The sequence below is a fragment of the Tsuneonella sp. HG249 genome (genome assembly GCF_053819205.1).
In genome coordinates, this window is sequence record NZ_JBSOQY010000001.1 from 1,482,270 (window position 1) to 1,494,820 (window position 12,551).

The 12,551-nt window shown below is 64.5% G+C and carries 8 protein-coding genes; 3 read left to right on the top strand and 5 right to left on the bottom strand.

Features of this window, described 5'->3' with window-relative positions; genetic code table 11:
• The first annotated feature begins 21 nt into the window (after positions 1 to 21).
• A complete protein-coding gene (gene dnaN / locus ACWPM1_RS07455; protein ID WP_455694208.1) occupies positions 22 to 1,149 on the top strand; it encodes a DNA polymerase III subunit beta in 1,128 nt (375 codons plus the stop codon).
• Positions 1,150 to 1,389: 240 nt separating this feature from the next.
• On the opposite strand, the gene ACWPM1_RS07460 is transcribed toward dnaN, so the two are convergent.
• Genes ACWPM1_RS07460 through ACWPM1_RS07480 form a run of 5 tightly spaced genes read right to left on the bottom strand, consistent with a single transcriptional unit; the run spans position 1,390 to position 8,063 of the window.
• Complete coding sequence (locus ACWPM1_RS07460) at positions 1,390 to 2,400, bottom strand: zinc-dependent alcohol dehydrogenase family protein (protein WP_455694209.1); 1,011 nt, start codon at positions 2,398 to 2,400, stop codon at positions 1,390 to 1,392.
• Positions 2,397 to 4,151, bottom strand: a complete 1,755-nt coding sequence (locus ACWPM1_RS07465; RefSeq protein ID WP_455694210.1) for an N-acyl-D-amino-acid deacylase family protein — start codon at positions 4,149 to 4,151, stop codon at positions 2,397 to 2,399. The genes ACWPM1_RS07460 and ACWPM1_RS07465 overlap by 4 nt, the downstream gene beginning before the upstream one ends.
• Before the next feature lie 57 nt (positions 4,152 to 4,208).
• Positions 4,209 to 5,528 carry an FAD-dependent oxidoreductase gene (locus tag ACWPM1_RS07470; protein WP_455694211.1) on the bottom strand — a complete coding sequence of 440 codons (1,320 nt, stop codon included), beginning with the start codon at positions 5,526 to 5,528 and terminating at the stop codon, positions 4,209 to 4,211.
• Positions 5,525 to 6,364: an alpha/beta fold hydrolase gene (locus ACWPM1_RS07475; protein ID WP_455694212.1), complete on the bottom strand. Its 840-nt coding sequence runs from the start codon at positions 6,362 to 6,364 to the stop codon at positions 5,525 to 5,527. Before ACWPM1_RS07475 ends, ACWPM1_RS07470 begins: the two co-directional genes overlap by 4 nt.
• Positions 6,365 to 6,374: 10 nt before the next feature.
• On the bottom strand, positions 6,375 to 8,063 hold the full coding sequence (locus tag ACWPM1_RS07480; protein ID WP_455694213.1) for a PHA/PHB synthase family protein: 1,689 nt from the start codon (positions 8,061 to 8,063) through the stop codon (positions 6,375 to 6,377).
• 284 nt (positions 8,064 to 8,347) lie between these two features.
• Between ACWPM1_RS07480 and ACWPM1_RS07485 the strand changes: the two genes are divergently transcribed.
• On the top strand, positions 8,348 to 10,534 hold the full coding sequence (locus tag ACWPM1_RS07485) for a putative bifunctional diguanylate cyclase/phosphodiesterase (protein WP_455694214.1): 2,187 nt from the start codon (positions 8,348 to 8,350) through the stop codon (positions 10,532 to 10,534).
• 43 nt (positions 10,535 to 10,577) lie between these two features.
• The gene (gene lepA / locus ACWPM1_RS07490; RefSeq protein WP_455694215.1) at positions 10,578 to 12,395 is read left to right on the top strand and encodes a translation elongation factor 4; all 1,818 of its coding nucleotides are present in this window, start codon (positions 10,578 to 10,580) and stop codon (positions 12,393 to 12,395) included.
• Positions 12,396 to 12,551: the final 156 nt, after the last annotated feature.

Below are 12,551 nucleotides of genomic sequence, written 5' to 3' on the forward strand. Positions count from 1 at the left end.
TGAGGGGTAAAGAGTAGACCGATGAAGGCCACCATCGAACGCGCGACGCTGCTGCGCTGTCTTTCCCACGTGCAGTCGGTCGTCGAACGCCGCAATACGATCCCAATCCTGTCCAACGTGCTCCTCGACGCGTCCGATGGCGGCACGCTGAAGGTCATGGCGACCGACCTCGATCTCCAGGTCGTCGAGCAGATCGCCACCGCATCGGTCGAGCAGGCGGGCGCGATCACCGTTTCGGCGCACCTGTTGTTCGATATTGCGCGCAAGCTGCCGGAAGGCAGCCAGGTCAGCCTGGAAACCGCAGACAACCGCATGGCCGTCAAGGCAGGCCGCAGCCGGTTCTCGCTGCCCACGCTTCCGCGCGACGACTTCCCGGTCATCGTCGATGGTGACCTGCCCACCAGCTTCGAGATTCCGGCGAAGACGCTGGCCGAGTTGATCGACCGCACGCGCTTCGCGATCTCAACCGAAGAGACGCGATATTACCTCAACGGCATCTTCCTCCACGTGTCGGACGAGGACCAGCCAGTGCTGAAGGCGGCCGCCACCGACGGGCACCGTCTGGCCCGCTTTACGATCCCCCGCCCGGAAGGGGCGGAGGGGATGCCCGACGTGATCGTCCCGCGCAAAGCCGTGGCCGAGCTTCGGAAATTGCTCGAGGAAGCGCTCGACGGGAACGTGCTGGTGGATCTTTCCGCGAGCAAGATCCGCTTCACCCTCGGAGGTGAAGGTGGGGTCGTGCTTACCAGCAAGCTGATCGATGGCACCTTCCCGGATTATTCGCGGGTCATTCCAACCGGTAACGACAAGCTGTTGAAGCTCGATCCCAAATCGTTCTACGAAGGCGTGGACCGTGTCGCGACGATCGCGACCGAGAAGACCCGCGCGGTGAAGATGGGCCTGGAGAACGATAAGGTGACGCTGTCGGTCACCTCGCCCGACAACGGCACGGCGGCGGAAGAAGTCCCGGCCGACTATCGTTCGGAAGGAATGGAGATCGGCTTCAACGCCAATTACCTGAAGGACATCCTGCACCAGATCGACGGTGACACAGTGGAACTTCACCTCGCCGATCCCGGCGCGCCCACACTGATCCGCCAGGACGAGAAGAGCCCTGCGCTCTACGTGCTGATGCCGATGCGGGTGTGACGTTTAAGGAAACACAGACCGGCCGATATCAAGAAATGCTCTGGTTCCGGTTTAGCGAAGTTCGACAGTAGGTTATCGGCACGTTTGCGCGCGCGGGTGTGATCTTCGCAGCACGCGAATTTGCGCGCGTTATGCGATCCCGATTGCGCCAGACGATGAGAAACAGCCGTGGCCACGCTGCCACGCCAAATCCAACATTACCAGCTGCAGCGTTCCGGTCGGTTCTAGTCGCAGCTGCGACTAGATCGCCACCGCGATCTTGCCGAAATGCCTGTTCGCGGCTTGGTGCCGGAACGCGTTCGCCAGATCGGCAAGCTCGAACGTATCGCTGATAACGGGGCGAATGCCATTTGCCTCGACCGCGGCGATCATGTCTAATTGCATCGCGCGGCTGCCCACCGTCAGCCCTTGAACGCGCAGGTTGCGCGAGAACAACAGGGCGGTGTTCACCGGAGCGGACATGCCAGTGAGAACGCCGATGACGGCGACATGGCCGCCAAGCCGCGTGGCAAGCATCGACTGGTCGAGCGAGCCGGCGCCACCGATCTCGACCACGGTATCGACGCCGCGCCCACCGGTCAGTTCTAGGACTTTGGGTCCCCAAGCTGGGACTTCCTTGTAGTTCACCGTCGCGTCCGCGCCGAGGCCGCGCAGGCGATCCAGCTTCTCGTCGCTTGAGCTGGTGGCGATCACACGCGCACCCGCAGCCTTGGCAAACTGGAGGGCGAAGACGGACACGCCGCCGCTGCCGAGTACCAGCACGGTGTCTCCAGGCTTGATCTGCGTGTCCACGAAGAGCGCGCGCCAGGCCGTGAGTCCGGCGCAGGTGAGGGTGGCGGCCTCGGCAGGGCTCCACCCTGTCGGAGCCCGGGTGAACCAAGAGGCGGGCGCGGTGACGGTCTGGCAGGCGTAGCCGTCGACCGCGTCGCCGGGCACTTTTCCCATCCGGGAGGGCTCGGGTGGGCCCGCCTCCCACTCGGGGAAGAACAGCGAGACCACAGCGTCGCCGTGCGACAGGCCAGTGACGCCCTCGCCAACCGCCAGGACTTCGCCGGCTCCGTCCGACATCGGAATGCGGCCTTGGGCGGATGGGATCATTCCCGTGACCACGGCGAAGTCGTGGAAGTTGAGCGAGCTGGCCTTGATGGCGACGGTGATCTCGCCCGGTCCCGGCGCGTCTGGGTCAGGCAGGTCGGTCAGGGTCAATGCATCGAGCGTCGAAGGCGTGGCGCCCGTGCGGATCGCCTTCATTCGGCGGCTTCCAGCATTTCCACCCGCTGCGGTCCGCGGATCAGCCCGCCGGGTGCCTCGCCGGTCCATTCGCCTTCGCGGAAGGTGACGACGCCGTTCTTGATCGTGCAGACGTAGCCCTCGGCCTTCTGCAACAGGCGCTTGCCCCCCGCCGGGAGGTCGAACGCGAGCCACGGCTTGCCGAGCTTCAACCGCTCCATGTCGATCACGTTGAGGTCCGCTAAGTAGCCCGGCGCGATCACGCCGCGGTCCTCGAGGCCGTAGAGACGCGCGGTGTCCTGGCACTGGCGCTTGACCGCGTGCTCGAGGCTGAGGCGCCCGCCACGCTTGCGGTCGCGCACCCAGTGCTGGAGCATGAAGGTCGGGCTCGCCGCATCACAGATCGTGCCGCAGTGCGCGCCGCCGTCGCTGAGCGAGTTCACCGTGTCGTTCGCCGCCTGCAGTTCCTCGAGGAAATCGAGGTTTCCGTCGGCATAGTTGAGCAGGGGGAGATAGATGAAGCCTTTGCCCTCGTCGCGGCAGAGGAGGTCATAGGCGTACTCCTCCGCCGAGACGCCTGCCGCCGCGGCGCGGGTCTGGATGCTCGCCTCGGCCTGGGGCTCATAGTCGAAATCGGGGTCCATTTCGTACTGCATGGTCCAGCCGCCGCAGACGACCATGATCAAGCCGATGATGTCCTGGTTGACCTGGCTGAAGTCGTGCTGCTCGGCGAGCATCTGTGCCTTGAGCGCCGGATCGAACAGCTTGGCCTTCTGCTCTTCCCAAGGGAGTTCGGCGATCGCCTGCCAGCTCGGCTTGAGGCGGAACGGGTGAACGGTGCCCTGCCAGGCCATGACGATGCCGTTCCCGCGCAACGCAATCTGCGCGACGATGTTGGCACCGTTGTCGTTCTCGGCGCGCATCGTGGCGATCTGCTCTTCGAGGGGCAGCTCCTTGGCGATCGACTGAAGCGCCGCGAAGGTGACGGGGAGGCCGGTCTCACGGCTGAGCTGGCCCATCCAGCCGAACTCGTTCCACTCGCGCATCATGTCGCTGGCCATCTCGAACACGCCGTGTCCAGCGCGGCCCATCGCGCGGCCGATGCCGACGAGTTCCTCGGCGGTTGCGGTCGTGCCGGGCACCACCTCGCCGTCGATCGAGCGGTGGAGCACGGTGCGCGAGGTGGAGAAGCCGAGCGCGCCGGCGCGAACCCCTTCCTCGACGATCTTGCCCATCGCCTCAATATCCTCGGGCGTCGGCACCGCACCGGGCATTTCGCGGTCGCCGAGCACGTAGGCGCGCACCGCACCGTGCGGCACATGGGTGCCTACATCCACGGTGCGCGGCAGTTCTTCCAGCGCATCGAGATATTCCGGAAAAGTCTCCCAGTTCCACTTCATGCCCTCGGCGAGTGCGGTGCCGGGGATGTCCTCGACGCCTTCCATCAGGCCGATCAGCCAGTTGTGGCGCTCCGGATGCGCGGGCGCGAAGCCGACGCCGCAGTTGCCCATCACCACGGTGGTGACGCCGTGCCAGCTCGACGGGGCCATTTCCTGGTCCCACGTGGCCTGGCCATCGTAATGCGTGTGGATGTCGACGAAACCCGGAGTGACGATCTTGCCGGTGGCGTCGATCTCTTCCGAGGCGTCGCCGCGAACTTCGCCGACCTGGGCGATCAGGCCATCCTTCACCGCGATATCGCCGGTGAAGCGCGCCTCGCCGGTGCCGTCGACCACGGTGCCGTTGCGGATGATCAGGTCGTATTGGGACATTATCGCACTCCTCTCTCCGGAGCGGACGGTCTCATATTGCAACCGGTGAGTCGAGCCTCAACCGCGAGCGCGGATCATGCTTTCGATGTCGACGAACTTTTCGCGCGGCGCGCCTTCGCGGGCGGCTTTGGCCTCGGCATCCTCGATCTTCTTCCAGTCGCGGAAAGTGACCACGTTGAGGTTGCGATCCGCGGCGAGACGGTCGAAGCCGGCGCGGCCTTCCTTAGGGGCGCTCCCAAGAGCCCCCGAATTCAAATCCTCGGCGATGCGCTCGACCACGCCGAACCCATCGGGCCGATTGGTGCCGATGGTGCCGGTCGGCCCACGCCGCGCCCAGCCGACGGCGTAGAGCCCGGGCAGGATGCGTCCTTCATCGTTGGCGAAGCGGCCGGCGCGCTCGTCGAACGGCACGCCGGGAATGGGCGAACTGCGATAGCCGATGCAAGCAACCACCAAGTCAGCGGGAATGACATAAGTCTCGCCGGTCCCTACCGCGCGGCCCGCCTCGACCGCGGTGCGCTCGACCTCGACGCCCTCGACCTTGCCGTCGCCGACCAGCCGCATGGGCGAGGCGAACATGTCGAAGTCGATCTCGATTGCCTTGTCCGCCCGTTCGCTCTCGGGGATGGCGGCGAAACTGCGCAAGTGGGTGACCGACTTGCGCAGGCCCGGCTCGAGGATCGCGTCCTCGCCAATCTCGGGCAAGTCGGCGGGATCGACGCGCGGCGTGGCGCGCTCGAGGTGCATCAGCTCGCCGAGCTCCTTGGGCGTCATCATGATTTGATGCGGCCCGCGCCGGCCGATGATGGTGACAGTGCGGATGTTCGATCCGCGCAGGGCATCGAGCGCATGCCCTACTATGTCGCTGCCGGCCAACTCGGCCTCGGTCTTGGCCAGGATGCGCGCCACGTCGAGCGCGACGTTCCCCATGCCGATGACCACCGCGTGCTTGCCTGTGAGGTCGGGGGCAAGGTTCGCGAACTGCGGGTGCCCGTTGTACCAACCGACAAACGCCGCGCTGCCGAACACGTTGGCAAGGTTGGCGCCAGGTATCTCGAGCGGCTTGTCGTGCGGCGCGCCGGTGGCGAACACGATCGCGTCGTAGAGGGTTTGCAGCTCCTCGACCGTCAAATCCTGGCCGATCGTGACGTTGCCGACGAAGCGGACGTTGTCGCTTAACGCGGTAGTTTCGTAACGGCGGCTGACACCCTTGATCGACTGGTGATCGGGCGCGACGCCAGTGCGGATCAGGCCGTAGGGAACGGGGAGGGTGTCGAACACGTCGATCCGCACCTCGTCGCCCCACTGCTTCTGCGCGGCCTCGGCGGTGTAGTATCCTGCGGGGCCCGAGCCGACGATCGCGATGTGGCGGGTCATGCGGCCTTTCGCTGCTCCTCACGATTGAGGAACGCGCGGATGCAGCTCACCGACTGCTCGCGGTGGCTCAGCAGGAACAGGTGCCCGCCGCCTTCGAAGATTTCGAGCTCGCTGTTCGGGATCAGTGCATGAAGGAAGCGCCCGTTGATCGGCGGCACGATCGCGTCCTCGTCGCCCATCATGATCAGCGTTGGCTTCTTGAGGAAGGGCAGGGCCGGTGCGCTCGTCCAGCCGAGCATCGCGAACAGCTGGTAGAAGTAGCCACGCCGCGTCGGCGGCTTGAGGCGGCCGATATGCGAGTTCTTGCCCGCCGTCTCGCCCAGCGCATCGCCGTAGAGAGTGGCGAAATGCTTCTCCATGAATGCGGCGTCGACGTAGCGACGCGGGTCCGCCATCTTGCTCAGGGCTTTCGGGCTGCCCGGCACCATCAGCATCCCGGCGCTCGTCGCGCAGAGGATCAGTCGCCGCACCCGCCCTGGATGCTGGAGGGCGAAGTGCTGCGCCAGTGCGCCGCCCCAGCTAACGCCCATCAGGTCGACCTCGGCCAGCCCGAGTTCGTCGAGCAACTGAGCCGTCGTCCAGCTCATGGTGAAGGTGTTGTACGGCACCACCGGCTCGGGGGAGCCGCCTACTCCGGGCATGTCGAAGATGATGAACCCACGGTCGGGCAGGGCGTCGGCGAGCGGCGCAACCGCCTCGATGTTGGCGCCGATCCCGTTGAAGAACAGGAGCGGCAGATGGTCGCTGGGCATGTCGAGCCGCCACGTCGCAACGCGCAGCTCGCGGCCGCCGGCCTTCATCATGCGAACGTCGGCGGTCTTCATCGGGTCGGTCAACGGTAGTCCTTCAAGCTTGTTCGAGCACGTATAGGCCCGGGGCTGGATCAGTCGGGGCGAAGCCCTTGCCGCCAAGCTTTTTCGGCGCCGGCTTGTTGGCCCCGGAGCGGGCCTGGACCCATTCGATCCAGTACGGCCACCAGCTACCGGCGACCTCTTCGGTTCCCGAAAGCCACTCTTCCGCGGTCGCGGGGAGCGGGTCGCCGCCCTTCTGGACGTAATATTTGGCCTTGGGATTGCCAGGCGGGTTGAGGATCGCCTGCATGTGCCCGGACTGGCTCAGAACGTAAGTGACGTCTTCCGAGCCGAACAGTTGCGTCGAGCGATAAGTCGCGCGCCAAGGCGTGATGTGATCGGTTACCCCGCCGAGGATGAAGAGGTCGGCGTCCACTTCCGATAAGTCGATCTTGTGGCCGGCCATCTCCACTTCGCCCTTGCGGGTGAAGGCTAGCGTCTCCGACAACGTGAGGAAATCGCCCATCAGCGTCGCCGACAGATTTGTGGCGTCCGAGTTCCAGAACAACACGTCGAACGCCGGCGGATCGTCGCCCATTAGGTAGTTGTTGATGACGTAGTTCCAGATAAGGTCATTCGGTCGCAGCCAGGCGAACCCGCGGCTCAAGTCGTCGCCTTTGATGATCCCGCCCTTCGCGGCGCGCTTCTTGGCGAGCTCGAGCCCGTTGCCGGTCATCAGCGCGCCAGCTTCGATGTCGCCCTGCTGCGGGTGCAGCACGCAGACCATCAGCGTCAGCGCCCCGAGCTCGTCGGTACCATCCGCGGCAAGCTGGCTCGCCAGCACCGACGCAGTCTGGCCACCCGAGCAGCCGGCAGAGACGTTGACCTTGTTGCTGCCGGTGATCTTCGCCACCGCCTCCAACGCCTCGCGGCACGAGGCGACATAATCCGCCATGCCCCACGAGCCCTGGTCCTTGGTCGGGTTCTTCCAGCTGATGACGAAAGTCTGGATGCCGTTGTCGAGCTGGTACTTCACCACCGACTTCTCGGGCGAGAGGTCGTTGATATACATCTTGTTGATCTGCGGCGGGATCGTGAGCTGCGGTATCGCGTACACTTCGTCAGTCGTGGGCGTGTACTGGATGAGCTCCATCATCTCGGTGCGCAGGACGACGGAACCTTGGGACGTTGCGATGTTCTCGCCCAGCTTGAACGGCCGCTTGTCGACCTGACTAACCATGCCCTTGTTATGGACCATGTCGTTGTAGGCGTTCTTCAGCCCCTTGATCAGCGACAGCCCACCGCTGTCGACCAGCCGCTTTTGCGCCGTCGGGTTGCCTAGCAGCGTATTGGTCGGTGCCAGCGCATCGATGATGATCTGGCTGATGAAATTGGCCCGGTCCCGCTCGATCGCGTCCAGTTCAAGTTCCCCGAGCCACCCCTTCATCCCCTTCTGGACTGCCAAGTAGTACTGTGCGCCGGCCTTCATGAAAGGGTTATACTGCCACGCGGGATCCCTGAAGCGCTTGTCCTTGGGGTCTGGGGTGAGGTCGCTTTTGCCGGTCAGGATTTTGACCATGTCTTCGCTGATGGCGCGAGCATGGCGCATCGTGCGCTGGGGGTTGCTGGCCGTTTCGCGCAAGAGCAAGGCGATGGCCCCGGCGAAATCTTCTCGCACCAGCCCTACCATCGGGCCGAGCGCCGTCGTGGATTGCGCGGCTTCGTTCTCGAGCTGGGTGCCCATCGGTGTCCTCTCCCGCTGCCCCTCGGAGTTCATGCACGGCGCAAAGGTGGTTGGCAAGCGACTGACCGGGAGCTTCCGCAGCGTTACGTTAACCATGTGCGCCAATGAAAAATATGCCAACGAAATCACGTGATTGGCACACGCGTTAACTGCTTAGCAAATCACTTACGGCAAACCCCCCTTACGGTGATGGGCGCAGGTTTCCCGTCTTCGACATGGTCGGCCGACGTTTGCGGCCTTCTGTGCCATTTCAACCGGCAACCAAGGGCGAGGCGTCAAAGTAAATGGCTATCGGCGGTCTGTTTGCACGCAAGGGCGATCGGGGCGATCGAGCCCGCTTCGCCAGCTCACCCGATGCGACCAGTCGATTGGCTCTTCTTGACCAGTTTGAGGAGGCCGGCCTCGGTTGGTTCTGGGCTACAGACGCATCCGGCACCTTGAGCTATATGTCGGCCAGTGCCGCGCGACAGCTCGGCCTCTCCGCCGAAAGGGTGATTGGGACACCTCTTTCCGCGCTCTTCCTCCCCGACCGCGAGGAAGACGAGGATCGAGCGGAGCGCCCGCTAGCGTTCCAGTTGCGCGCCAAGAACTCGATTTTCGAGCTTCCCGTGCGTGTCGCGGTGGACGACCGGGAGATATGGTGGTCGATCAACGCCCGCCCACAGAATGACGAGAACGGCGAGTTCCTCGGCTATCGCGGCAGTGCGAAAGACATCACCGCAGTCCGCGAAAGCCAGCGCGATGCATCCCGCATGGCGCAGTATGATTCGCTGACCGGGCTGGCCAATCGCCACCGAATGACGAAGCGTCTGACCGCGACGCTTACCGCGTACAAGGCAGCCAAGCGCAGCTGCGCTTTGATGATGCTGGACCTCGACAGGTTCAAACAGGTCAACGACACGCTGGGTCACCCTGCTGGCGACGAGCTGCTCAAGCAGGTCGCGCAACGCCTCGAACGCATCATCGCCGGGCGTGGAGAGATCGGTCGCCTGGGCGGCGACGAGTTCCAAGTCATGCTGCCGGACATGGACGACCGGGGGCGACTGGGTGAAATCGCCAACAGCGTGATCCAGATGATATCGCAGCCCTACTCGCTAGGTGGCAGCCGGGCGATCATCGGGACTTCCGTCGGCATCGCAATCGCGCCCTACGACGGAATCGAAACCGACGAATTGGTTAGCAGCGCGGACCTTGCCCTATACGCGGCCAAGGGGGGCGGGCGAGGGCAGTACCGGTTCTTCTCAAGCGAGCTCAAGGACGGCGCCCGGCTTCGGCGGCAGATCGAGGAAGACCTGCGTGATGCGATCCAGAGCGACCAGCTGGCAATGCATTACCAGCCCATTGTTCGCACGCAGGATCACATCGTATCGGGGTTCGAGGCCCTCGTGAGATGGAAACATCCCGAGCGCGGCTTCATTAGCCCGGCCGAATTCATCCCGGTGGCCGAAGAGACGAACCTAATCAACGCGCTCGGCGAGTGGGTTCTGCGCAAGGCCTGCGAGGAAGCGGTCCAATGGCCCGGCTCGTTGAGGGTGGCAGTCAATGTATCCGCTATTCAGTTCTCAAGCACCGACTTGCCCAAGATTGTGCGGGCTGTGCTCGATCGCACGGGTCTCGAACCGGAGCGCTTGGAGCTTGAGATCACCGAGAGCGTGTTCCTAGGTGATCCGCAGGGCACGCGGAAAATGCTCCTGGCCCTCAAGAAGATCGGCGTACGCCTCGCCCTCGACGACTTCGGGACCGGCTATTCTTCGCTCGGCTATCTAAGCAGCGCGCCGCTGGACAAGATCAAGATCGACCGCAGCTTCGTCGCCGGAGCTACGGAAGACGATACAAACAACGCTGCGATCATCACCGCTATCGTCAGCCTCGCTCACGCGTTGAAGATGGAGACGGTCGCCGAAGGAGTAGAGGCAATGGACGAGCTTGCCCTTCTGGCCGACCTCGGGGCGAGCCACATACAGGGCTACATCTTCTCCAAGGCAATGCCGCAGGATGATCTGCTCAAGCGGCTCGAGGACGGGGGGCTCAAGTTCGACCCCAAAGGACCTTCGACCAGTCGCTCGGATCGGCGGACGATGTACCGCAGGGTCGGCGTGATCCACGAGGACCACCGCTACGAAGTCGTGATGCGAAATTTGTCTAAGACCGGAGCTGGGATCGAAGGTCTATTGGACGTCCCGGTCGGCACCGATCTCGTGCTCGATCTCGGCGGCGGCCAGTTGGCGGTGGCGAAGGTGAAGCGGTCCGAGGGCTACTCGCAGGGGCTGGGCTTCGAGGTGCCACTCATCAGCGATGGCGCGGACGGGCTGTGCACCCGCCATCGCATCAGCCCTTATGCGCTGGCCGCCGCCGGCATGCCGCTCGCGGCCTTGCCGCCCGGCAACTACGCACCCCCGCAGGGGGAAGGCTCGCGCAGCCGGCCGGCGTTTATGCAGGTCGATCTGGCAACGACCCACAAGGCGGCGTGACGCTCGGTTGCTGGCGCTAGCCCGCCCGGCTAAGGGCGCGGCGATGACCGACCTCTCCCTGATACGCAACTTTTCGATAATCGCCCACATCGACCATGGGAAGTCGACGCTCGCGGATCGGTTGATCCAGCAGACGGGGGGGTTGACGGCGCGCGAGATGAGCGAGCAAGTGCTTGATAACATGGACATCGAGCGCGAGCGGGGGATCACGATCAAGGCCCAGACCGTCCGCCTCAACTACACCGCCAAGGACGGGCTGACCTACGAGCTCAACCTGATGGATACCCCCGGCCACGTGGACTTCGCCTATGAGGTCTCCCGCAGCCTCGCCGCGTGCGAGGGCGCGCTGCTGGTGGTCGACGCGGCGCAAGGGGTCGAGGCGCAGACGCTCGCCAACGTCTACCAGTCGATCGAGCACGACCACGAAATCGTCCCCGTCATCAACAAGATCGACCTCCCCGCCGCCGAGCCCGAGAAAGTCCGCCACGAGATCGAGGACATCATTGGCATCGACGCCTCCGAAGCCGTGCTCACCAGCGCCAAGTCCGGCATCGGCATCGAGGACACGCTGGAAGCGATCGTCAAGAAGATCCCGCCCCCCAAGGGCGACCGCACCGCGCCGCTCAAAGCCATGCTCGTCGACAGCTGGTACGATCCCTACCTCGGCGTGGTCATCCTCGTGCGGGTGATCGACGGGGTCATCAAGAAGGGCCTCCACGTCAAGTTCATGGCCGGCGAGACCGAGCACCTGATAGACCGCGTCGGCGCCTTCACCCCCAAGCGCATCGACTTGCCCGAGATCGCCGCGGGCGAGATCGGCTTCATCACCGCGCAGATCAAGGAAGTCGAGCAGGCCCGCGTCGGCGACACGATCACCACGGTGAAGGGCGGGGCCACCCAGGCGCTGGCCGGCTACAAGGAAGTCCAGCCGGTGGTGTTCTGCGGCCTGTTCCCGGTCGACGCGGCGGACTTCGAGAAGCTGCGCGAGAGCATCAGCCGCCTGCGCCTCAACGACGCGAGCTTCAGCTTCGAGATGGAGAGCAGCGCCGCGCTGGGCTTCGGCTTCCGCTGCGGCTTCCTCGGCCTGCTGCACCTGGAGATCATCCAGGAACGCCTGACCCGCGAGTACGACCTCGACCTCATCACCACCGCGCCATCGGTGATCTACCGCATCCAGCTGCGCGCCAGCCGCACCGACGACGCGCGCGAGATCATGCTCCACAACCCGGCCGACTATCCCGATCCCAGCCGGATCGAGAGCATCGAGGAACCGTGGATCAAGGCGACGATCTACACGCCCGACGAATACTTGGGCTCCATCCTCAAGCTGTGCCAGGATCGGCGCGGCATCCAGACCGGGCTGACTTACGTGGGCGGCCGCGCGCAGGTGAGCTACGAGCTGCCGCTGAACGAGGTGGTGTTCGACTTCTACGACCGGCTGAAGAGCATCAGCCGCGGCTACGCCAGCTTCGATTACGAGCAGATCGGCCTGCGCGAAGGCGACCTCGTGAAGATGAGCATCCTGGTCAACAACGAGCCGGTCGACGCGCTGAGCCTGATCGTCCACCGCGGCGTGGCCGAGGCGCGCGGGCGCGGCATGTGCGAGCGGCTGAAGGACCTCATCCCCCGCCACCTGTTCAAGATCCCGATCCAGGCCGCGATCGGCGGCAAGGTGATCGCCCGCGAGACGATCGCCGCTCTGCGCAAGGACGTCACCGCCAAGTGCTACGGCGGCGACATCAGCCGGAAGAAAAAGCTGTTGGAAAAGCAGAAGAAGGGCAAGGCGCGGATGCGGGAGTATGGCAATGTGAGCATTCCGCAGGAGGCGTTCATCGCGGCGCTGCGGATGGGGGAGGAGTGATGAAGCCCCGCGCTAAGCCGAGGATCGCGCCAGCGACCGAAGGCTTAGAAAGCGAGAGGCTGTAATCACGGCCGGGGGCCGGCGAGCCCCTGCCGAGCCGTGCCCTTCGACGGCGCGGCTTTGCCGCGACGGGACTCCCTATTCGGGAACCTCTCG

Bases quoted from the DNA above. Each gene is read 5' to 3' on its own strand.
- dnaN (WP_455694208.1), top strand. From the start codon at position 22: ATGAAGGCCACCATCGAACGCGCGACGCTGCTGCGCTGTCTTTCCCAC.
- ACWPM1_RS07460 (WP_455694209.1), bottom strand. From the start codon at position 2,400: ATGAAGGCGATCCGCACGGGCGCCACGCCTTCGACGCTCGATGCATTG.
- ACWPM1_RS07465 (WP_455694210.1), bottom strand. From the start codon at position 4,151: ATGTCCCAATACGACCTGATCATCCGCAACGGCACCGTGGTCGACGGC.
- ACWPM1_RS07470 (WP_455694211.1), bottom strand. From the start codon at position 5,528: ATGACCCGCCACATCGCGATCGTCGGCTCGGGCCCCGCAGGATACTAC.
- ACWPM1_RS07480 (WP_455694213.1), bottom strand. From the start codon at position 8,063: ATGGGCACCCAGCTCGAGAACGAAGCCGCGCAATCCACGACGGCGCTC.
- ACWPM1_RS07485 (WP_455694214.1), top strand. From the start codon at position 8,348: ATGGCTATCGGCGGTCTGTTTGCACGCAAGGGCGATCGGGGCGATCGA.
- lepA (WP_455694215.1), top strand. From the start codon at position 10,578: ATGACCGACCTCTCCCTGATACGCAACTTTTCGATAATCGCCCACATC.